General features: G+C 50.7%; 19 protein-coding genes. 7 read left to right on the top strand and 12 right to left on the bottom strand.

The window, feature by feature from the left end:
• Window positions 1-32 precede the first annotated feature (32 nt).
• Window positions 33-1,028 (top strand): CsiV family protein, encoded by a 996-nt coding sequence (locus tag ACJJIE_RS03040; protein ID WP_444893503.1) that lies wholly within the window; start codon window positions 33-35, stop codon window positions 1,026-1,028.
• A gap of 514 nt (window positions 1,029-1,542) precedes the next feature.
• Here ACJJIE_RS03040 and ACJJIE_RS03035 read toward each other — a convergent pair.
• The 5 genes from ACJJIE_RS03035 to ACJJIE_RS03015 form a co-directional block, all read right to left on the bottom strand.
• Window positions 1,543-1,758, bottom strand: coding sequence for a cold-shock protein (locus ACJJIE_RS03035; RefSeq protein WP_020413094.1), 216 nt, complete (start codon window positions 1,756-1,758; stop codon window positions 1,543-1,545).
• 299 nt (window positions 1,759-2,057) lie between these two features.
• Window positions 2,058-3,164 carry a mechanosensitive ion channel family protein gene (locus tag ACJJIE_RS03030; protein WP_282932325.1) on the bottom strand — a complete coding sequence of 369 codons (1,107 nt, stop codon included), beginning with the start codon at window positions 3,162-3,164 and terminating at the stop codon, window positions 2,058-2,060.
• 81 nt (window positions 3,165-3,245) lie between these two features.
• Window positions 3,246-4,262 carry a beta-N-acetylhexosaminidase gene (nagZ, locus tag ACJJIE_RS03025; RefSeq protein WP_444893502.1) on the bottom strand — a complete coding sequence of 339 codons (1,017 nt, stop codon included), beginning with the start codon at window positions 4,260-4,262 and terminating at the stop codon, window positions 3,246-3,248.
• A 33-nt stretch (window positions 4,263-4,295) separates the two neighbouring features.
• Complete coding sequence (locus ACJJIE_RS03020; RefSeq protein WP_282932323.1) at window positions 4,296-4,925, bottom strand: TetR/AcrR family transcriptional regulator; 630 nt, start codon at window positions 4,923-4,925, stop codon at window positions 4,296-4,298.
• 284 nt (window positions 4,926-5,209) lie between these two features.
• The gene (locus ACJJIE_RS03015; RefSeq protein WP_282932322.1) at window positions 5,210-5,848 is read right to left on the bottom strand and encodes an LOG family protein; all 639 of its coding nucleotides are present in this window, start codon (window positions 5,846-5,848) and stop codon (window positions 5,210-5,212) included.
• 160 nt (window positions 5,849-6,008) lie between these two features.
• Here ACJJIE_RS03015 and lexA point away from each other — a divergent pair, with 160 nt between their 5' ends.
• Window positions 6,009-6,614: a transcriptional repressor LexA gene (lexA, locus tag ACJJIE_RS03010; RefSeq protein WP_444893501.1), complete on the top strand. Its 606-nt coding sequence runs from the start codon at window positions 6,009-6,011 to the stop codon at window positions 6,612-6,614.
• A 63-nt stretch (window positions 6,615-6,677) separates the two neighbouring features.
• Here the strand turns inward: lexA and ACJJIE_RS03005 are convergent, their stop codons facing one another.
• The 4 genes from ACJJIE_RS03005 to ACJJIE_RS02990 all read right to left on the bottom strand — a co-directional run bounded on the left by ACJJIE_RS03005 (window position 6,678) and on the right by ACJJIE_RS02990 (window position 11,210).
• A complete protein-coding gene (locus tag ACJJIE_RS03005) occupies window positions 6,678-6,935 on the bottom strand; it encodes a hypothetical protein (protein ID WP_282932320.1) in 258 nt (85 codons plus the stop codon).
• 354 nt (window positions 6,936-7,289) lie between these two features.
• The gene (locus ACJJIE_RS03000) at window positions 7,290-7,781 is read right to left on the bottom strand and encodes a DUF6586 family protein (RefSeq protein ID WP_444893500.1); all 492 of its coding nucleotides are present in this window, start codon (window positions 7,779-7,781) and stop codon (window positions 7,290-7,292) included.
• 3 nt (window positions 7,782-7,784) lie between these two features.
• A complete protein-coding gene (gene topA / locus ACJJIE_RS02995; protein ID WP_444893499.1) occupies window positions 7,785-10,472 on the bottom strand; it encodes a type I DNA topoisomerase in 2,688 nt (895 codons plus the stop codon).
• 207 nt (window positions 10,473-10,679) lie between these two features.
• The gene (locus tag ACJJIE_RS02990) at window positions 10,680-11,210 is read right to left on the bottom strand and encodes a hypothetical protein (protein ID WP_282932317.1); all 531 of its coding nucleotides are present in this window, start codon (window positions 11,208-11,210) and stop codon (window positions 10,680-10,682) included.
• 145 nt (window positions 11,211-11,355) lie between these two features.
• Here ACJJIE_RS02990 and ACJJIE_RS02985 point away from each other — a divergent pair, with 145 nt between their 5' ends.
• Window positions 11,356-11,799, top strand: a complete 444-nt coding sequence (locus tag ACJJIE_RS02985) for a universal stress protein (protein ID WP_282932316.1) — start codon at window positions 11,356-11,358, stop codon at window positions 11,797-11,799.
• Between the two features lie 48 nt (window positions 11,800-11,847).
• Here the strand turns inward: ACJJIE_RS02985 and ACJJIE_RS02980 are convergent, their stop codons facing one another.
• Entirely contained in the window at window positions 11,848-13,713 is a 1,866-nt protein-coding gene (locus tag ACJJIE_RS02980; protein WP_444893498.1) for an ATP-binding cassette domain-containing protein, read from the bottom strand.
• Window positions 13,714-13,869: 156 nt separating this feature from the next.
• On the opposite strand from ACJJIE_RS02980, the gene ACJJIE_RS02975 reads away from it, so the two are divergent.
• Complete coding sequence (locus ACJJIE_RS02975; protein WP_444893497.1) at window positions 13,870-15,876, top strand: transglycosylase SLT domain-containing protein; 2,007 nt, start codon at window positions 13,870-13,872, stop codon at window positions 15,874-15,876.
• A gap of 1 nt (window position 15,877) precedes the next feature.
• Here ACJJIE_RS02975 and ACJJIE_RS02970 read toward each other — a convergent pair whose 3' ends face one another.
• Both ACJJIE_RS02970 and ACJJIE_RS02965 read right to left on the bottom strand, forming a co-directional pair.
• Window positions 15,878-16,132 carry a glutaredoxin family protein gene (locus ACJJIE_RS02970; RefSeq protein WP_444893496.1) on the bottom strand — a complete coding sequence of 85 codons (255 nt, stop codon included), beginning with the start codon at window positions 16,130-16,132 and terminating at the stop codon, window positions 15,878-15,880.
• The gene (locus ACJJIE_RS02965) at window positions 16,129-16,989 is read right to left on the bottom strand and encodes an FHA domain-containing protein (RefSeq protein ID WP_282932312.1); all 861 of its coding nucleotides are present in this window, start codon (window positions 16,987-16,989) and stop codon (window positions 16,129-16,131) included. Before ACJJIE_RS02965 ends, ACJJIE_RS02970 begins: the two co-directional genes overlap by 4 nt.
• Before the next feature lie 321 nt (window positions 16,990-17,310).
• Between ACJJIE_RS02965 and ACJJIE_RS02960 the strand changes: the two genes are divergently transcribed.
• Genes ACJJIE_RS02960 through rcsF form a run of 3 tightly spaced genes read left to right on the top strand, consistent with a single transcriptional unit; the run spans window position 17,311 to window position 21,080 of the window.
• The gene (locus ACJJIE_RS02960) at window positions 17,311-18,231 is read left to right on the top strand and encodes a PP2C family protein-serine/threonine phosphatase (RefSeq protein ID WP_282932311.1); all 921 of its coding nucleotides are present in this window, start codon (window positions 17,311-17,313) and stop codon (window positions 18,229-18,231) included.
• A 17-nt stretch (window positions 18,232-18,248) separates the two neighbouring features.
• Window positions 18,249-20,639: a bifunctional serine/threonine-protein kinase/formylglycine-generating enzyme family protein gene (locus ACJJIE_RS02955; protein WP_444893495.1), complete on the top strand. Its 2,391-nt coding sequence runs from the start codon at window positions 18,249-18,251 to the stop codon at window positions 20,637-20,639.
• 27 nt (window positions 20,640-20,666) lie between these two features.
• Window positions 20,667-21,080 carry an Rcs stress response system protein RcsF gene (rcsF, locus tag ACJJIE_RS02950; protein ID WP_282932308.1) on the top strand — a complete coding sequence of 138 codons (414 nt, stop codon included), beginning with the start codon at window positions 20,667-20,669 and terminating at the stop codon, window positions 21,078-21,080.
• The last annotated feature ends 36 nt before the right edge of the window (window positions 21,081-21,116 follow it).

Below are 21,116 nucleotides of genomic sequence, written 5' to 3'. Positions count from 1 at the left end.
CACCCAAATAGAATTGTTTAAGTGGTAAACCCATGAAAAGGATAATTAGCCTCTGCTCAACCCTGGCACTCACGCTGGCAGCAACCAGTGCCCAGGCCGTCAACTACGCTGGCAATACTTTCGAAATAGAAATGATCGTATTCGAGCGCCCCCAGGGGATGGAAAGAACCGCAGAGACCTGGCCGACGGCACCCCGTCTTCAGTATCCATCAAAGTGGATCGACTTTGACACCCTGCGCACCCCAACTCAGCCAACAGAGGATGAGGTGTTATCGCTTGAAGACATCATCTCGAGCCCAGAAACGAGCGGCCCAGCCGATATTGAATCATCGGAGCTTGAGGGCGACGCATCTACTAGTTCGCAGAACTCTGAGCAAGCACCAAGAAACTTGCTGCTAAGACCTGTACCCAGGCTGCTGGACAACAAAGCCGCCGCAATTTCCAGGGCTGGTGACAGGGTCCTGTTTCACAAGGCCTGGCGCCAGGTTTTAAAAACCAAGAGAAACTCCCCGGCCATTCTGATTGATGGCGGCAGCCAGCTCAGCGGCCACAGCCAGCTTGAGGGATCTATCACCCTGAGTGTCGCTCGCTATTTACATATCAGTACTAATTTGTGGCTCAGCGATTTTTATACGCAACCCGGGGAACACAGTATTCTTCTTCCTCAGCGCCCACAAAATAAAATCGAAAAGCCACTACAAATCCTAACCGGTAATTACAGTGACATTGAAAATTCATATTCACAAAATAACGGGTTTGATATCGAAAATAGTCAGGGCGCAATTAACACAACTGAGCCACTCACACTGGGCGAGCCAGAATTTATAAAAGAAGAGCCATTATATGTAGCCCAGGCTGCGAGACTGCAACACGAGAGACGTTTGCGTAGTGGCCAACTTCATTATATCGACCACCCTGCATTTGGCATTCTTATTGAAGTGCGCACTGTAGCCAAACCCAAAGAAGATTCGCAAAATATGGATATGCTTAATTCCGACCAAGAAAAAGATAACCGTACGGAAAGTTAATTTATTTAAATAATCGACTTTCGCCAATAGCCCCTGCAAATCTTACCGGGGCTATTATTTTAAATATAACTTTAAAACTCTTCACCTCAAACGAATTAATTTCACCATCACTACAAGTACACCCCACCCAACCGATATTTAATCAATTTATCTTTAATCAAAATACAGCCAGCAAACAAGCAAATACCGCCACCCCACAACAACATAAAATTGCAATCAGTGGGGCAATATTCCTGGAGCATTAAAGCAATAATTAGCACAGCGGTATTGAGCACAATAAACTCACTCATATACACACAATTACATTGGGGACTTTAGGCGGGGCGGGATATGACCGAATCTACAAAGAGGGACACAAATGCAACTTAAAGAAGAAGAGCCTATATCCACTGCAAAGTAGCAAACAAAAAAGCGGATCATAAAGATCCGCTTTTCAGAGGCGCTGACAGGGCCGGCGTCAATTGAGCCGCAGGACCCTACACGACAACAGTTCTTTCAACGAGTGATCTATAAATCACTCACAGGGAACAACATCTTCCGCCAGCAGTCCTTTGTCACCTTGTTGCATTTCGAACTCTACCGCCTGCCCCTCATTAAGGGTTTTGTAGCCCTCGCCGCGAATGCTGCGATAGTGAACGAAAATATCTTCAGTTCCTTCTCCACAGGTGATGAAGCCATAACCCCGTGCGTTATTAAACCACTTCACTGTACCTGTAACGCGATCACTCATTGAGAAAACCTCATTATTGTTATTGCGCCTACCTCTTTTACCTCACTGCTCAATTCGGCAAGAGGGGCAAACGCCACCCCATTGTTAACAAACTGCTCCATGCAGAATGCTATCTTGCTTAATCCGATGAGCATATACCCAAAGGACGTACCCTGATTCTTAGATAAAACAGCGCCAGTGTCTAGTTTTCTATGTGAAATAAATACTACGTTTTTCCCAATATGCGTAATTAACCGTCAAAATCTTCAATAGTGCTCAATTAGAAACTAATCATTTGTACCTTATTGCACTCCCATTCCTCAACTGTCTAACGCGGCCTCTCGCGTTAATGAAGGTATATCGGCAATATGTAATGTTGAGGTTGGGAATGCACAGGATGCCCCATATCCCTCAATTATTTTAAGAATCGTTAATAGAACATCCTGTTTTACTTCATGATAACGAACCCAATCGGTAGTGCGGGTAAACGTATATATAAAGAAATCCAAAGAGGAGGAAGCAAAACTATTAAAATTAACAATAAGCGTACGATTAGAATCAATTTCCGGATGTTCCTGTAACATATTTTTAACATCCGCCACGATTGCCGCCATATGATGTGCATCTTCATAACGAATACCAATCGTTTCAAAAATCCTACGATTTAACATACGGGAAGGATTTTCTACCGCAATCTGGGTGAAGATGCCATTGGGAACATAGACGGGTCGCATATCAAAAGTGCGGATTCTGGTCAGGCGCCAACCGATATCTTCCACGGTCCCCTCAATCTCCTTATCGGGGGAGCGAATCCAGTCGCCCACCGCAAAGGGCCGATCCAGATAGATCATCAGACCACCGAAAAAGTTTGCCAGCAGGTCCTTGGCCGCAAAACCGACAGCAAGCCCGCCAATACCACCAAATGCCAAAACACCACTGACGCTATAGCCCAGGAACTGCATGACCACAATTCCCGCCGTGATCACGATTGAGGCCCTGACCAGTTTGCCGATCGCACGTACCGTAGTGGCATCCATCGGCTTGCCCATATAGCGCGGATCGCACAGATTGTGTTCCACGCTGTGTGAGAATCGCCAGGCAAACCAAGCCATCACCAGGATCAAGCCTATTTCCCGCGTCGGTGCAGCCAGGGAGAATATCTCGGCACCAGTGGCGTCCCCCGCTCGCTGGGCAGCGACACTCAAGCCCAGCAGCCATACCAGTACCTGCCCGGGAGGGGAGAGTGCCCCAACCAAAGCATCATCCCAGGGATTAACCGTCTTTTCCGCCTTAATGGCCATGCGCTGCACAAACCGGCCAAATAACCAGGCCAACACCCCAGACGCAAGTACTATGAGGAAAACAGAAACTATCCAGACCCGGTTCTCACCAAGCCAGGACAACAGCACACTCTCAACGGACTCCACTCGAACCCCTCCGCTTTAACCAACAATCAGTAATATCCGTATAACGCCTTCTCAATAGACGACGGTTTTAAACAACTTATCTCAGCGCATTATGGAAGCTAACCACTCCCTGGTTCTGTGCCACCGCGCACTCTTCTCAAGCTCCTCCCAGGAGCCGATCACCGGCCTGCCACCCATAGCCGACAACCGATGAGTGGACTCCGGTTTGGGCACAAAGGTATCCAGTGCCGCCAGCGCCTCAAAAGCGCCGACACGATTGTTGCATACGATACCCATATCACAACCGGCTTCCAGGGCTGCGCGAATCCTATCGCCATAGCCTCCGGCCGCACCCGCCCCTTCCATAGACAGATCATCACTAAAAATCACTCCATTGAATCCCAGCTGTCGCCGCAATACATCCTGCAGCCAATAGCGGGAGAATCCCACCGGCTGGCTATCAATGTTGATGAAGCGGATATGGGCCGGCATCACCGCGGTAAGTTCCTGGGTTCCAATACAATCGATAAACGGAAGTGCATCGGTTGCCATGACCTGATCCAACGAGCGCTTATCCTCTGGCAACTCCACATGACTGTCTTCCAGCACGTGGCCATGCCCCGGAAAATGCTTGCCTGTCGTGGCCATTCCCGCTTCGCGCATCCCTTGGATAAAGGGGCGAGCCAGTGCGGTTAACTGGGCGGGGTCGGGGCAAAAACTCCGATCGCCGATCACCCTGCTGTGACTGTCATCCGCATCCAAAACCGGCGCAAAGCTAAAATCCACTCCTACAGCCAGCAACTCTGCGGCCAGCAGCCACCCCACATCCTGCAACTGCTCGTTACTGGCGACAGCACTGAGGGCCTGCATTGAGGGTATTCGCGTAAAGTCATCGCGAAACCGCTGAACCCTACCACCCTCCTGATCTACCGCTAGCAGGATCTCTGGTCGCACCGCACGGATGGAGTTAACCAATTGGATAAGCTGCTGGCGATCCCGATAGTTTCTCGCAAAAAAGATCAGCCCGCCCACCATCGGATGCCGAAGTAACTCACAGTCTTCCTCGGTGAGTTCAAGCCCCTCGATATCCACCATGACCGGTCCGGGTGGTAAAGACATATTAAGTTCCTTATCGATTTAAGAGTGCGCCCACTAATTATCTACCTTCAACATGGCCGAAGCAGCGGGTACCAATCGCTCAAGAGTCTGGGTCAGGGTACTGTCAGAACCGAAATCCTCCCGCAGGATAGCCTCAATCGCATCGTGGCTCGACAGTGTGAAAATGGTCGCTCCCAGCATAAAGTAGAGGCGCCAATAGAAAGTTTCTGGGTCCAAGCCCGGTAGCGCTTCAGCCAGCAGTCCGGCAAAACGGCGGTAAGTATCCCCGTATCGAGATACGATAAATCGACGCAAATGCCCCTGGAACTGGGTATAAGCCAATCCTAAAAGACGCATAAATCGCTGTGGATCCTTTCCCTCCAGCCCAAGGCTTCCCAACCCAACTCGATACAGGCATTCGATCAGCTCCTCCACCCCCAGGGGCTGCCCCAGGGCAATACGGCGATCAAGCTCTTCTTCCAGAGCGTTAGTGAAAGGCGTTAAAAAGCGTTCAAATACCGCCTGTATCAATTCTTTCTTGGAGCCGAAATGGTAGTTAACTGCCGCCAGATTAACCCCGGCCGTGCTCGTAATTGTTCTCAATGAGGTTTCAGGAAAACCCCGTTCAGCAAACAGCACTTCCGCTGCATCGAGTATCCGGCTGACCGTATCTATCTGGCTCATAAGTATCAAACCACCATTTAAAACATACGTTTAATCGACGCCAGAGTAGCACATTCTCACTGATCTAGAGCCCGCCAGCTAAGCTCTCCACTCAGCAAGGTACAAGAGTAAAAATAACAGGGAAATGTATGTCAGGCGGTAAGATCAATACTGCAGGAGTTGATCTCCCGCCAACTTGTGCAAGTACGCCACCCCACCAGCCGGCATAGCCTTTTAGTCCGGGGGGTAGCTTTAACAAAAATAACTTTGAAAATTTTTTCGGTATTTTAAGATCACCCGATTAATTATTCTTTCACCTGCATATATTTCATAATCAGGGCCGCAGCCTCCTCCACACTATCAACGATATGAAAAAGGTCTAGATCACTGGCATCGATACAATCGCGCTCTAACACTGTATCTACCAACCAATCGTACAGCCCACTCCAGTAACGCTTACCTACCAACACAATTGGGAAACGCCGCACTTTCTGCGTTTGCACCAAGGTAAGAGCTTCAAACAACTCATCCAACGTGCCGTAGCCACCGGGAAGTCCAACGAATCCAAGTGCGTGTTTTACAAACATAAATTTCCGTACAAAAAAGTATCGGAAGTTCAAACTGATGTCCTGATATGGATTTGCCGCCTGTTCAAAAGGCAGCTCTATGTTTAACCCAATTGATGCGCCGGGCTGCCCGAAAGCCCCTCGGTTACAAGCCTCCATCAGCCCCGGCCCACCACCGGTAATCACGGGGATCCCTTCAGCCGCGAGCAACTCTCCCAACTTTACCCCCTGCTGATATTCAGGACTGTCCTCTGTAAATCTCGCCCCTCCAAACACTGTCACTGCACCACCTAACGCTATCAGCCGCTCTATCCCATCTACCAATTCAGACTGAATACGAAGCACTCTCCAGGCTTCCGGCATTTTTGCATCCAACATTATTTTTCCCTCTTTGTCAGTTCCTTCAACGCTTTCTTCTCTCCTTGCTTTCTCCATCAATGTAGCAGCTCACAAAGACTAAAACCTGAGGATTGCGCGAACAATAAATCTGTATATAATTCCAGCAACTGTATATAAATACAGAAAACTAGGTAAATCTATGACCAATCTCACCGCTCGTCAGTCCCAGGTTCTCGACCTGATCAAGTCCTACCTGGATGAAACAGGCTACCCGCCAACGCGGGCAGAAATTGCCCAGGAGCTCGGCTTCCGCTCACCCAATGCCGCCGAGGAACACCTGAAAGCGCTCGCCAGAAAAGGCGCCATTGAGATGGTTGCCGGCGCTTCCCGAGGCATTCGAATTCCGGATCACCAATCCGGCTTGCCGATTGTGGGTAGAGTAGCTGCAGGGAATCCCATACTCGCCAGCGAACATATTGAAGATTATTGCGACTTGCCCGCGAGCTTCTTCCATCCTCCCGCAGATTATTTGTTGAGGGTGCATGGTATGAGTATGCGAGATGCGGGCATTCTCGATGGAGACTTGCTGGCAGTGCAAAAGACCGAGCAGGTGCGCAATGGCCAAATCGTGGTTGCCCGTATCGATGATGAAGTCACTGTGAAGCGCTTTCGCCGCAAGGGAAATCAGGCAACCGTTCAGTTGCTACCTGAAAATGATGACTTTGAGTTAATTCAAGTCGATATGAGAGATAAGAACTTTGTGATTGAGGGATTAGCCGTAGGGGTTATTCGCCAAACGCCTTAAGCCCCTAAAAACGACAACAGCGGCCATTGGCCGCTGTTGATAAGACTCGAACTAACGCTGATGTTAGTGAATAGTATGATTTACCGGCATTAAATCGTCTTCTTCCTCGAAGTAACCAGCCTCAAGATCGTCTAGATTTTGTACGGCTTCAATGCCCGCTTCCAACATAGCCCTTGCCACAGCAACCTTGTTCTTGCGCAGAAACTGAAGGCTTTCTGCAGAAAAAGAAATGCTTACCAAAGGGTCCTCTTTATGGCCAGCACGACGCAAAGCTACATCGCCATTAGCCAGCTCGATTATTTCAAAAGTTTCGGAGGACATTCGCTTTTCCTTCACGGCACAACAGTTTGCGCCCAGTGTACCACAGGCTTGCGATAAGTTTCATTCATCCAATTTGAGGGCTTCTGGCTCCTGACTTTCGAGGCAGTCTATTACCAGTACGCTATATCAAAGAATTACCTAAACCACTCAAGAGATCACAAGAGAAAAGTGAATTGCTTTGCACGTTGCACCGGTTGCGGGTTATGTCGAGTGGGCCACAACTACTCTATTGTGACTCACTCAAAGGACAGCGGACTTTCCCGCAGAGGTGCGCCTAATATCAACAACCTTCAAAATTCGCAGGAATATTACGAATCTATTCAGAAGTTCACCGAGGTCGAGTAAGCGTATTAGTTAACACTCATCCAAGTGAGCGCGCTGCCTCACCACCAACTCACTCAGAGAACGATGCCACTGAAGCAATAACTCTTTGGACAAATGTGCAAACTCGGGCTTGGCAACTTCGTTGTGTAGCGGGATTAAATTAGCCTGTTGCTGTTTTTCATCAGCACCCACAGATATTTTCTGCTGCTCTTCCCAGGCGTAAAGCATATGGGATAACCAACTCTGCGGATCGCCGACCAGGCCGGACAGCTCATTGGCCTCCGCACTAGCCCTACCCTGAACGCCCAGCGCATCAATGATCAACTGCGGAGACTCCGGTTCAAATCCCAGCTGAAGCTGGGCGGCCTGCTCTGCAAGAAAAGCCCGATAGGCCTTGCACAACTGCATCAACGCTGCCTCTTCCAGCGCATCGCGCTGGAGAGGCAAGTCCCACGGCTGTTGCAGCAACAGCTGGCTCTTGCGTAGAGCCGAAGTGACATGAATCGTGTAAGAGTTACTCATTACCTACTTCTTTGCCGCTGTCTTTTTAGCTGCCGGTTTCTTGCGCTTGGCAGCAGTGCTCTTGGTGGAGGCCTCTACTTTCCAACCACCATCGCGATAAAAAGCACGCCAACCGGTCGCCTTGCCCTCTTCCTCAGATTGAACATATTGCTCCTGGGTTTTGCGGCTAAATCGAACTACGGTATCCCGCCCACTGTCATCTTGAGTCGGTGCAGAGAATAGGAAGCTGTATTTTGGATCGATCTCACTCTGGTGAGGCAGCAGCTCTTTAACCAGGGGCGCACGGGTCTCACGGTTTTTCGGGAACTGGCTGGCAGCCAGGAATAGACCCGAGGCACCATCGCGTAGGATATAGTGATCCTCCACTTTGATACAGGCCAATTCCGGCATGGGAACCGGATCCATTTTCGGTGGCGCCGGCTGCCCATTTTTCAGCAGCTTGCGGGTGTTTTTACAGTCTTCATTGGTACAGCCGAAGTACTTGCCAAAGCGACCAGACTTCAACTGCATATCACTGCCACACTTATCGCACTCAATAATGGGGCCGTCATAGCCTTTAATTTTAAAAGTGCCCTGCTCAATCTCGTAGCCATTGCAATCCGGGTTATTGCCACAGATATGCAATTTACGCTGCTCATCTAACAGGTAGCTATCCATAGCCGTGCCGCACTTGCCGCAGCGGCGCTTCTCCCGCAGCAACCTGGATTCAGCTTCCTCGTCCTTATCCGCATCGACCGCCTCATCACCAGAAACCAGGTTCATGGTATTGGTACAACGCTCTTTTGGCGGCAGTGCATATCCAGAGCACCCCAGAAATACACCGGTGGAGCCAGTGCGGATCTGCATATGGCGGCCACATTTGGTGCACTCGATATCCGTGTCTGTCGGCGTATTGCGACGCATACCTGCATCGGCAGACTGGGCTTTTTCCAGGCGCCCGGAAAAGTCCTGATAAAACTCATCGAGCAGTTGCTTCCAACCCTTATCGCCGTCGGCAACCGCATCCAGGGATTCCTCCAGGTTTGCGGTAAATCCGTAGTCCATCAGGTTCTTGAAACTTTCGCTGAGACGGTCGGTAACAATATCCCCCATTTTCTCAGCGTAAAAACGACGGTTTTCCAAGCGGACATAACCACGATCCTGGATCGTGGAAATAATGGAAGCATAGGTGGAGGGGCGTCCGATACCGCGCTTCTCCAGTTCCTTAACCAGGGCCGCTTCACTAAACCGCGCAGGCGGCTTGGTAAAGTGCTGCTTGGGATCCAGCTGTTGCAGGGATAGCTTTTCGCCTACCTTCACATCTGGAAGCACCAGATCTTCATCTTTTTTGCCGCTCGGTGGCGCAACTTTCAGGAAACCATCGAAACGAATTACTCGACCCCGCGCACGCAATTCAAAGTCACCTGCGCTGACCACGATTGAAGAGGAGGTAAATTGGGCAGGCGTCATCTGGCAGGCCACGAACTGCTGCCAAATCAGGTTGTATAACCTCTCCGCATCCCGCTCAACACCGGACAACATATTTGGGGCGATACGAACATCGGATGGGCGAATCGCTTCGTGCGCCTCTTGAGCGCCCTCTTTACTGCTGTAGTTATTGGGGCTTTCTGGAAGATACTTATCGCCGTAATTCTCGGCAATATAATCCCGTGCAGATTCCACAGCCTCTTTACTGAGATTGGTGGAATCTGTACGCATGTAGGTGATATGACCGGCTTCATACAAGCGCTGGGCCAGGGTCATGGTCTTCTTCACACTGAAACCAAGACGGTTACTGGCCGCCTGCTGCAAGGTGGAAGTAATAAATGGTGCGCTGGGCTTGGAGCTGGTTGGCTTATCGTCACGAGCGGAAACAACAAACTCACTGGACTGAAGCTGCTTGGCAGCACTCATTGCCAGCTCTTCGTTGGTAGGACGGAAAGCCTCACCAGCCTGCTTTTTCACCTCGAGGCGCAGCTTGGAAGCCTTTGCCGTCGCCGTATCGGCAAACAGGGTCCAGTACTCTTCCGGGATAAACGCGCGAATCTCCCGCTCCCGCTCAACCACGAGACGGACCGCAACAGATTGCACACGACCCGCAGACAAGCCCCTGGCCACTTTTTCCCACAGTAGAGGGGATACCATATAGCCAACGATTCGATCGAGGAAACGGCGCGCTTGCTGGGCGTTTACCCGATTAATATTCAGACGGCCGGGATCTTTAAAGGCCTCCTGAATCGCAGACTTGGTAATTTCATTAAACACTACCCGGCGGTAGCGATCGTTATCGCCACCAATTGCTTCACGCAAATGCCAGGCAATTGCCTCTCCCTCGCGATCCAAGTCCGTTGCGAGATAGATATGATCGGCGCCTTCGGCGAGTTTTTGTAACTCACTCACCACTTTCTCTTTACCCGGCAGTATCTCGTAGTGGGCTTGCCACTCGTGATCCGGGTCGATCCCCATACGCTTAATCAGCTGATCGCGGTTTTTCTTCCGCTTGTAAGCCTCTTTCGCCTCGGGGGAAAGCTTGCGTGTTTCCGCTGCGCGACGGGCGCGCTCCTTTGCGTCAACCGGCTGTTTATTGCCCCCACCTGTGGGCAAATCGCGAATATGGCCGACACTGGACTTCACAACAAAGTCCTTGCCGAGATATTTATTGATGGTTTTCGCTTTGGCCGGTGATTCGACGATGACCAGTGATTTACCCATAAGCCTTTGATTTCAAATGAAAATTTACTGCTATTGCAAGTCTTTCAAGCCCTCTTATCGGGCTTGTGCTGCGCGAATATATAAGCCTCACTTCAAGCGCGGTCAAGCAAAGCTGACAATTTTCCACTCACAGTCACCAAATTTGGCACTGGGCAGTCCGCCTAAATGGGACTCAGTAGACGCTCTTTTACACCGCTAATACGGCAATCAAGACAGCCCCTCAGTCGCCGCGCGTGAACTCACTTTTCGAATAGCTTCTTCTATTAAGGGGGTGTACTCGTCGAGCGACGCCATCAGTTTCTGGAAGGCTTGATTGCCTCCTGACTCAGGCCACTGAATACCGAGACCCACTGGTGTTGCAGTAATCGCACAGGCGTCCCGAGGGATTTTTTCCAGTAGCTCGCGCAAATATTTCCATGCCCCTTGCGGAGCTGGCTGGCCATCAGCCCAATCCCAAACACCGGAAAAATTCAGCTCGTGCTCAATCCGTTGTTTATCCAAAACCCACCCCACACTCAGGCCTTTACGGTTCTGCCAGCGGTGATAATAGACAGCTGCGGTCCCATCACCCAACGCCGCAGGCAGCGCTTGGATTTGTACGGTAATGCCAGCCTGGGCCGCCCGGCTACGCAAATCTGCAAGACGGCTGTCACGGGCATTGGGCTTGAGCCACATCACCGGCCCCAGCACCAAAGCGATGGCAAATCCGACGATAATCACCGGCAACCAATCAGACATAACCACTCCTCATCAGTGGAAAAAAGTGACTATTGTGCGGTGTTCCGCGTGATCTATGTCAATCGGTTTTTTTTGCGGTAGACTCAAAATAGGTGTCACAAGGGTGTTTTTCACAGTCAATAAAAGGGATAGGAGCAGGTAAATTATGGCGAAATACCGACACATCCTCGTGGGCTTGGACCTGTCAAAAGAATCTTCCCAGGTGCTTGATAGGGCCGCTGATATGGCTGAAGCATTTGGTGCAGAGTTAAGCTTACTTCACGCCATTGAGCCCCTGACTTTTGCCTATGGCGGCGACATCCCAATGGACCTCTCCGAGGTACAGGACCAGCTACAGTCCCAGGCCAAGGAGCAATTGCAAAAAGCCGCCGATCGGCTGGATATCCCCGCAGATCGCCAACATGTAATACTCGGCCAGCCATCTACTGAGATTCATCGCTTAGCCAAAGATATCGAAGCTGACCTAATCATTATTGGCAGCCACGGTCGTCACGGCTTAGCACTACTACTCGGCTCTACCGCCAACGGCGTTCTCCATGGCGCCAAATGCGATGTTCTGGCGATTCGGGTACATATGGAAGACGAATAATCCTTCAAAATTGGGGGAAGCAGCAATGATTGCAGCTTCCCCTTCAACTTAGTCGTCTCCCCCCTCCAGCTCTGACCAGCGTTCAAATGCCTCTTCGAGCTGGGCTTGTCTTTCCGTCAGGGTGTTCAGCTTAGCCTGCACCAACGCCTGCTCCTGCTGATAAAAACTGGGGTCGGCAACCTCTTGCTCAATAGCCCCTATCTCTTCTTCCAAAGACTCAATCAAGGCGGGCAGGCTATCCAGCTCTCTTTGAAGCTTATAGCTCAGTTTCTTTTTCTTCGCCGGAGCCGCCTCCTGGGACTGGGGCTTTTCCTTTGGTTTACTAGCAGCTGGCTTAACTTCTTTCAGCTCAGCGACAAAGCTGCCACCTTGGCGCACAAAATCCCCATAACCACCCACGTATTCACGGATGCGGCCATCCCCCTCAAATGCGAGGCATGAGCCAACCACATTATCCAGGAAAGCACGGTCATGGCTCACCAGCAGAACCGTTCCGCCAAAGTCCAGGAGTAACTGTTCAAGCAGCTCCAGGGTTTCTACATCCAGGTCATTGGTGGGCTCGTCGAGCACCAAAATATTGGCGGGCTGGCTAAACAATTTTGCCAGCAAGGCGCGATTTCGCTCTCCACCACTCAAGGCGCTGACTTTAGTACGGGCTTTAACACCACTAAAAAGAAAATCGGCCAAATAAGACATTACGTGGCGGCTTTTACCACCAATAGTCACTGAGTCGCGCCCTTCGGCGACATTATCGAGCACAGTCAAATCGGGATTCAGCTGATCCCGGCGCTGATCGAAATAGGCCACTTGCTGCTTGGTACCCAGGCGCACACTCCCTCCCTGGGACTTTAGCTCTCCCAGCAGCAGTTTGATCAGGGTACTTTTGCCGACACCATTGGGGCCTATTAGACCAACGCGGTCTCCACGCATCAGCGTGAATGATAAATCCCTGATCAACGGTTGCTCATCGGGATAAGCAAAAGTGACGTCCTTCAGCTCAGCGACCAATTTGCCGGACATCTCACCGCTATCCAGGGCCATCTTGGCTATACCCTGCTGGGACCGGCGCGCTTCCCTTTGGCGACGCAGTGCTTGAAGCGCTCTTACCCGCCCCTCATTACGGGTTCGGCGAGCCTTGATGCCCTGGCGAATCCAGGCCTCTTCCTGTGCCAACTTCTTGTCGAAAAGAGCTTCATTCTTTGCCTCTTCTTCAAGAAGCTTCTCTTTTTCTTCCTGGTAACGGTCGAACTTGCAGCGAAATGTCCGCAGGTGTCCACGATCCAAATCCCATACGCTGGTGGCCAAACGTTGTGCCAGCGCGCGATCGTGGCTCACAAACAGAAGGGCGCCACGATAGCTGGCGAGGAAGTTTTCAAGCCATTCGACAGCAGCAATATCCAGATGGTTGGTTGGCTCATCGAGTATCAAGAGGTCCGGCTCCACCACCAAAGCACGAGCCAGAGCAGCACGGCGTTGCCAACCACCGGAAAGATCGGCAACCTTTTCGTCTGCATCGAGCCCCAAACGATCTAATACACTGTCCACTTTCGGCAGCAGCTCCCAACCGTGAGCCGCTTCGATTTTGGCTTGTAGCTCAGCTGTGGGGGAGTCTCTGTATGCCGACAAAACAGCGCCAATTTCACCCAGTCCCATAGCCACATATCCGTAGACAGAGTCGGGGCAATCGGCAGGTAACTCCTGCTCCAACACCGCTTGAACCATACCGCTGGCACGAACAATCTCGCCGCTATCCGCGTCAACTTGCCCCGCGATCAAGCGCAACAGGCTGGATTTCCCCTCCCCATTACGCCCCACGAGGCATATACGATCTCCACGCTCAACTTTTGCGCTGACATTGTCTGCCAGTACCTGGGTCCCGTAACGAAGACTGACCCCATCCAATAGAAGCAACATAAATAGGCACTACAATTATCAAACCCGAACCTCAATCCCGCTGATGAAAGAAGCGAAGTCGGCTCTTTCGGGTTCTGTGAAAAATCAGCTATTTTACGCGTTTTTACCGTATAGTCAGTCATAGCTGGAAACACACGTCCAACTGAGGTAATTGAGATGTCAGCTGACGCAAAAGGAATCGCGCTTCTTTCCGCCCTAATCATCACCTGTCTCTGCACAGCCGTGCCCACAAATGCACAATCTGTTCAGGCAACCGCTATCGCACCGGAAGTATCCGAAGATGATCGTGCGGCACAGAGAGAAAAGCTGCGCCAAGCCCGGCAGGCGATAAAATACAAGGATCGACGGCAACTTCGAGCACTTAAAGCTGAGCTCAGAGATTATCCCCTCGCTGCTTATATTGACTATTGGGCGCTCAGTGAAAAACTGCACCAACTGCCCTTAAAAGAAGTTGATCAATTCCTGGAGAGCAACAGAGGCACGGCTATTGGCGACTGGATGATGGTCAGGTTGTTGCGCCAACTCGGTAGTCAAAAAAAGTTCTCGACTTACCTGCGCTATTACCAACCTTCGCAACACAGTCGCATCTCCCTCCGCTGCTATTACGCCGATGCCCTATCGCGCCGAGACGGCTATCAGGCAGAGACACAGCAGTTGATATCAGAACTCTGGCTTGTTGGGCGGTCCCAAGTCGAGGAGTGCGACCCCGTTTTTGCCCGCTGGATGAAAAATGGCGGCTTGACGCAGGAACTCGCTTGGAAGCGGCACCTGCTGGCAGTCGAAGAAGGCAACCTCGATTTGGCACGTTATATCGCCAAAAAAATGACGCCAGCCCAAGCAGAGAAAGCCAAACTTTTACGCTCGGTCCATCGCAACCCACAGAAGCTTCTCACCGACACCAGGTTCACCTACAACCCACTGGAATATCGCGATATCGTGTTGCACGGATTGCACCAATTGGCGAAAAAAGACGCGATCAAAGCGGAAACTGCCTGGCACCGCTATCAGGCCAGCTACTTGTTTTCCGATGCCCAACAAGAAGCCATGTTCAAGCACTTGGCGCGTCAATTTGCTCGCCAGGATAATATGCAGCGCTTGCAACAGCTGGTTGAACATCACACAGTGACCGATGGCCGCACCATCGAGTGGCTAGCCAGACAATCCCTACGTGAATTAAATTGGCAACAGGTCGCGTTCTGGATTGACCGCCTACCTGAGGAGAAACAACAACTCGACCGGTGGATATATTGGAAAGCCCGCTCACTGGAAGAGCTGTATGGCACAGGAAGCTCCGAAGCCTCCTCCCACCTTTACCGCAAAGCCGCCCGCAATCGCAGTTACTACGGTTTCCTTGCCGCTGATACCTTGGGGCAACAGTACAGCTTTGAGCACCGGCCTGCACCAATCACCCCCATTCAAGTGCAGGAGATGGCAAAGCGCCCCGAACTGCAGAGAGCCCGAGAATTACAAGCGATAGGCGAACTCTTCCATGCCCGAAGGGAATGGAGCTATGCCACAAGAGCTATGGACCACCAGGAATTACTTGCGGCTGGCAAAGTAGCTAGCGCCTGGGGTTGGTACCATAAATCAATCCAGTCAGTGCTTGCGGCTGACTACCTCGACGACTTGGAACTGCGATTCCCTCTCGCCTTTTCCGATATTGTTCACGATGTGAGCAAACAGGTTGGTGCCCAGAGCTCGGCTCTAGAACCATATCTGATTTACGCTGTGGCACGACAAGAGAGCCACTTTAGCCACGATGCAAAATCCAGCTCCGGGGCCCTGGGACTTATGCAATTGCTCCCATCCACGGCAAAAGCTACTGCGCGCAGAGCGGGGGTGCGCTATCGACGCAGCTGGGACCTATTGAGCCCCAACACCAATATTGCACTGGGCAGCTTTTACTTAAGTAGCTTACTTAACCGCTTTGACAATAACCGCTTTCTGGCAGCTGCCGCCTATAATGCCGGGCCAACCCGCGTAGCGGGATGGCTAAAAGAGACCCGAAAACAGCTGCCCTATGATGTGTGGATTGAAACTATTCCATTCAGGGAAACACGGAATTATGTGCAAAATGTGCTCGCCTATTCAGTGATTTACGCTTACCGCAGCGGCACCAAACTGCAACTATTAAGGGAGAGTGAAGCTGCGAGCCGGCTGTAATTTAAAGCCGCTCCTTCAGCCATTCTTGCAATTGCACCTGGTCAAACGGCCAACCGCAAACATCGTCGGGGTCTCCAAGGCCAACCACCGGAATGCGGATAGAAAAGCGCTCCATTAACGCTTCATCCTCGGCGATATCCACCTCGCGAAGACGCAAGTTGAATTTTTCCAGGGCAGGCCAAATTTCAATTTTGGCTTTTTCGCACAAGCCGCAACCCAAAGTGGTGTAGAGTAAAAGCTCTTTTATATCACTCATCCAAAAACCCCCAAGCTGCTGCCCCAGAAATATCCCGCAACACTCAACGCAAGCCCCACTATTAAAAGCCACGTTTTACTTTTAGCCTTTGGCTTATCGACTTCCCCAGGCACCTCCTCAGGCAGACTGGGTTGCACTGCATAGGGGATTGTATCGGCGTCTCCAGAGACAGAGGAAGAGCTGGGCAATTCGAACTCCGGCAAAGCCGGGCGCACAGCTGTACGATTATTGTCATCAGCAGGACCGACCACCGAGAAACTCAAAGAGTCGAATCTCAGTTCATCTCCTCTGCGCACCCGACTTTCACTTACCTTCCTATTGTTGACAAATGTTCCATTTGCTGAACCTAAATCAATAACAAACAGTAAGCCCTCCCTTACCTCGAGACGGGCGTGCCTGCGCGAAAGGTGAGAAAGCGAAAAGGTAATATCACACTCATCGGAGCGCCCTATTACTGCGCTCTCCTTCACAGGAAATACTTTTCCCGCAATTGCCCGGTGATTGGCACGCAGCGCCCAAGCAACACCTTTATTCGTAACCGACTTGGAAGTATCAGACTTAAGCTTAGTCACCTTGGGGTCGACAACCTGAAGTAAACGGCTACCCACTTTGACCTGATCATTTATTTTTAATCGACAAGGAGTACCAGTTGGCTGGCCGTTAAGTAGTATTCGGGCAGCGCCCGATAAATTGTGAAGGGTCAGAACATCCCCATCCACTGTAATTTTCAAGTGCGACTTCGCTACTGAATCATCCGCTATACACAAGTCACTACTCTGTGCCCGCCCCACAGTTACTCCCGGTGATACCAGCCAAACACTTTGGCTGAGATCATTGATATCGCAAAGTTTGAGCATTGAAATCGCTCCTAAAGCCACAATGGCCGCGTAAAAATTGGCCGATTATTGAAGACAGTGAGCTTAACTAATGTTAAAAAGCAGCCGAAACACTCACTTTTATTGGTAAAGTTGAGTTTATCATGGGCAATATCATTAGCGTGTGATTCGGTTTGCAGCTTAAAATGGCCCAAAGGTCTAGTATTTAACAGATTCAGCGATGACCTATTAAGCATTTGACAAAGAGAACATGTCAAAAGCACAACAGGGAAGAGGCGCGTGATTACCGGAGGGTTATCACCGTTAGAAAGATCAAAATAAATTACAGGTAGTTGCACGCCAGTGAGTGAAGCCAAAGTACGCGAAGTATCACGGCACAGCGGGTCAGTTCAACATAGCAAAAATGCTACACGCAGTGCTGGCGCCACCCATACCGGCTATAAGCGTGAACAGAACGAAGACGCCTATTGGGCCGCAGAAGACAAAGGCATCTGGGTTGTAGCCGATGGCCTGGGCGGTCACCACGCAGGTGAACTCGCCAGCAAGACCGTTGTTGAGGAAATCCAAAAGTCAGCCGAAACTGACAGGCACTACGAGCGTGCCCTGCAAAAAGCACACGCTCTTTTGCTGGGCGACGAGCAAACCACAGCCAATATGGGTTCCACAGCGGTCGTTGTTGCCGAAGAAGGAGACTACTTCCATATTTACTGGGTAGGTGACAGCCGTGCTTATCTATGGGTCCCAGGGGAGTCAAACGGAAAGCTCACCCAACTTACCAGTGACCACTCCTACGTGCAGATGCTTATGGACTCAGGAGCCATCAACTCTGAAGAAGCCGCTATACATCCAAACCGACATGTAATCACCCGATGCATAGGCGGCAGTACCAATCCCAAGCTAGAAGTTGACAGGGTTTCCTATCGGTGGGCTGCGGGACAGAGGCTACTTATCTGTAGTGACGGACTTAGTTCTGAGGTACCAGCAGAATTAATCGCCCAAGTACTTGCAGAAAACAGTGATATCCATAGAGCTACTGAACTCCTGATCGCAGCAGCTCTTGATGCAGGCGGAAAGGACAACGTCACCGTTCAGGTTATTGATGCCCCATCCACAGCGCAGCCCTTTTCCACTATTTCCCCCACTTATCCAATCAATGAATCCAGCCAGACCAACCCGACATACAAAAAGTACAGCCCTCTTGTCCTCCTTTTAGCAGTCGCTTTAGTTGCCGCAACTGCCTATGGACTTTCATTTTTGCTTTGAGCTAGGGAAAGCATTTAATGGAAGTCGTCAATAGCGGTACTTCGTCACTGCAAATACCAGGCTATCGTATCCTGAAGAAAATCAATCAAGGCGGAATGTCCTCGGTTTACCTGGCTGTACAGCGTAGTGTTGGCCGACAGGTAGCCCTGAAAGTTATGTCGCCGGTATTAAATGCCGACCCAATCTTCAGTGAGCGATTTCAGCGAGAAGCGAACATTGTCGGGCAGTTGTCGCACCCCAATATTGTTGGCATCCATGATATTGGACGCTATCGCAGCCTCAACTATATCGCGATGGATTATATGCCCGGCGGCTCAGTTGCCGAGCAGCTGGGCAAAGGTGGACTTGAGCCATTGGAGGCGCTCAACGTAGTGCGCCAGATTGCCATGGCCCTGGATCACTCCCACAGCAAAGGTTATGTGCATCGAGACCTAAAACCAGAAAACATTTTGTTTCGTGAAGATGGGTCGGCCGTACTCAGTGACTTTGGTGTAGCTAGAGCTATCGCAAGAACCACTCGTATGACAAACAGCGGGATGGTTGTAGGGACCCCTCACTACATGAGCCCTGAGCAAGCGCGTGGAGCAGCAGTGGATGGTCGCGCAGACCTTTACAGTCTAGGGGTTGTTTTCTATGAAATGCTTACCGGAGCCGTGCCCTATCAAGCAGATGAAGCCGTCGCTATAGCGATTAAACATCTCACAGACCCGGTGCCAAGACTGCCAGCCCGACATGCACTCTATCAGCCTCTACTCGATCGTTTTCTGGCCAAAGATCCGGACAAGCGCTTTCAGCGCGGACTCGATATTGCCGATGCAGCAGACGATTTAGTCGCGGCACTCGCAGGCAAGCCTGCCAATCAAATCAGTCAGCTGAACAATTCAACCTTAAAAACTTCGAGCCTGGCAAAAGCGCTGATACTGACAATCTATGGCAGTGTGACAGATCGGCTCAATAAAATTACTACCAGCTGGCAGGGAACAGCAACACCAGAGCAACCAGCGCGCAAAGAACAAGACACCGTTGTGCGCCTACGGCAGTTCCTGGCCGAACCGACGAAGCACAGACGCTCCTGGCTAGTGAGTAGTCTGGTGGCCCTTTCCCTCACCACAACTTGGAGCTTGTACAGTATTATTGACCACAAGGCAGGCTGGCGACTTGGTGTACCGGTGCTGGATAGTGCTAGCGATTTTACTGCAGTCTCACTTCTGGGAAGCAAAGAAGAAGATAGCTCTGCAATTCCTGATACAGGTGTTGAACCTGCACTGATAACTTCAGAAGTAAATCACTCTGGCTCACAGGAACAAACCACACAGGTAAGCCCCCCTCTCGTACAGGCTGCCCAAGCCAGGGAAATTCCTTCTAATAACCAGGCACCTGCTCCAATAGAAAATGATGCCTCCATTGAAAAGCTCCCTCCCCAGCCTAATGAACCAGAAGTAAAGAGCGAACCTCCGCTGTACAGTCTGACAATAAACACTGAGCCCTCTGATGCTCGTGTACGGATTATGAATATAGCCCCGCGCTACCTACCAGGCCTAGAATTGGGCCCCGGGAGATATGATGTAGAGGTGAGTAAGCCAGGCTTCAGCAAGGTTCGTCAATGGATCGTGCTTGAAGATAAAGACCTGGAAGTGACTTTCAAGCTGGAGCGAGCCTACTTTATTGGCAAGAGATTCCAGTCCAAGTTGTCCTCAGGTGGACTGGGTCCGAAAATGGTCGCTATCGAAGCCGGTAGTTTTACTATGGGCAACAACCAGCGGCGCTTAGCCAGCCCCGCGCACAAGGTACACGTGAAGCAGGACTTTGCCATATCCATCTTTGAAGTCACTTTTACAGAATACGATCGTTTTGCAGAGGCCACTGGCAGCGCCAAGCCAAGCGATGCCGGCTGGGGACGCGGCGATAGACCAGTTATTAATGTAACCTGGCGGGATGCACAGAGGTACGTAGATTGGCTATCAAAAGAAACGGGCAAGCATTACCGGTTGGCCAGCGAAGCCGAATGGGAGTACGCCGCCAAAGGCGGCAATTCACATCAATACTGGTGGGCTTCCAGCGATGCCCGGGGCAAAGCCAATTGTCGCAGAGGTTGCTTTAGCGAATTCACAAAGCTGTTCAGTACCAGTACAGCTCCAGTAGGGCACTATCAGGCGAATCCGTTTGGCCTTTTTGACACAGCAGGGAACGTGGCTGAGTGGGTGGAAGACTGCTACCAAGCTGGATACACCCCTACAAAAACCACATCGACACCAGTAAAAATTAGCGGCTGCCAGCTTCACACTGTAAGAGGTGGATCGATGCGAGACAGTTCTAACAAGATATCTTCTGACTATAGAAAAGGCCTAAATGAAACAGCCCGTGCCAAGGATGTTGGGATACGTGTTGTGATGGAACTTGATCAATAAAACCTAACAATACAAGAAGGAACTTCAGTGCAAAGATTACTACTCGCTACTTCTTTAATCTTACTTACCGGCTGCAACGGTATAGAGATACAGACAAACGCAGGTACATATGTGTCTGACAAGGTTAAATCCACACTGATTGAAGAGTATTCTTTAGCTGAGATTCATCGAAGCAATGGGACATTACTCGGCACCGTATCAGCCAATAGCTGCCAAGCCTTACCCTCCGATGAAAAACCCGAGCCGGCAAGCATCAAAAAGTCACTAAAAATCAAAACCCATAATCTCGGCGGAAACGCCATAGTTTTTGAGAGTTGCACTACACAAAATTCTGCTGGCTGCCTAAAATTTATCGAATGCAACGGCCTCGCTTATATCGTTCCACAGCACAATGAACAAGAGATCGATAACCCACCATACACTCCCAGTCACGCATTTTGATTTTGCGCCGGTAAGCCGACTGCTTTTAGTAGCCCT

Source organism: Microbulbifer maximicatervae (SeqCode) (genome assembly GCF_052467325.1).
This window is presented reverse-complemented; position numbering and strand designations above follow the sequence as displayed.

Bases quoted from the DNA above. Each gene is read 5' to 3' on its own strand.
- ACJJIE_RS03040 (WP_444893503.1), top strand. From the start codon at position 33: ATGAAAAGGATAATTAGCCTCTGCTCAACCCTGGCACTCACGCTGGCA.
- ACJJIE_RS03035 (WP_020413094.1), bottom strand. From the start codon at position 1,758: ATGAGTGATCGCGTTACAGGTACAGTGAAGTGGTTTAATAACGCACGG.
- nagZ (WP_444893502.1), bottom strand. From the start codon at position 4,262: ATGTCTTTACCACCCGGACCGGTCATGGTGGATATCGAGGGGCTTGAA.
- ACJJIE_RS03020 (WP_282932323.1), bottom strand. From the start codon at position 4,925: ATGAGCCAGATAGATACGGTCAGCCGGATACTCGATGCAGCGGAAGTG.
- ACJJIE_RS03015 (WP_282932322.1), bottom strand. From the start codon at position 5,848: ATGTTGGATGCAAAAATGCCGGAAGCCTGGAGAGTGCTTCGTATTCAG.
- lexA (WP_444893501.1), top strand. From the start codon at position 6,009: ATGACCAATCTCACCGCTCGTCAGTCCCAGGTTCTCGACCTGATCAAG.
- ACJJIE_RS03005 (WP_282932320.1), bottom strand. From the start codon at position 6,935: ATGTCCTCCGAAACTTTTGAAATAATCGAGCTGGCTAATGGCGATGTA.
- ACJJIE_RS03000 (WP_444893500.1), bottom strand. From the start codon at position 7,781: ATGAGTAACTCTTACACGATTCATGTCACTTCGGCTCTACGCAAGAGC.
- topA (WP_444893499.1), bottom strand. From the start codon at position 10,472: ATGGGTAAATCACTGGTCATCGTCGAATCACCGGCCAAAGCGAAAACC.
- ACJJIE_RS02990 (WP_282932317.1), bottom strand. From the start codon at position 11,210: ATGTCTGATTGGTTGCCGGTGATTATCGTCGGATTTGCCATCGCTTTG.
- ACJJIE_RS02985 (WP_282932316.1), top strand. From the start codon at position 11,356: ATGGCGAAATACCGACACATCCTCGTGGGCTTGGACCTGTCAAAAGAA.
- ACJJIE_RS02980 (WP_444893498.1), bottom strand. From the start codon at position 13,713: ATGTTGCTTCTATTGGATGGGGTCAGTCTTCGTTACGGGACCCAGGTA.
- ACJJIE_RS02975 (WP_444893497.1), top strand. From the start codon at position 13,870: ATGTCAGCTGACGCAAAAGGAATCGCGCTTCTTTCCGCCCTAATCATC.
- ACJJIE_RS02970 (WP_444893496.1), bottom strand. From the start codon at position 16,132: ATGAGTGATATAAAAGAGCTTTTACTCTACACCACTTTGGGTTGCGGC.
- ACJJIE_RS02965 (WP_282932312.1), bottom strand. From the start codon at position 16,989: ATGCTCAAACTTTGCGATATCAATGATCTCAGCCAAAGTGTTTGGCTG.
- ACJJIE_RS02955 (WP_444893495.1), top strand. From the start codon at position 18,249: ATGGAAGTCGTCAATAGCGGTACTTCGTCACTGCAAATACCAGGCTAT.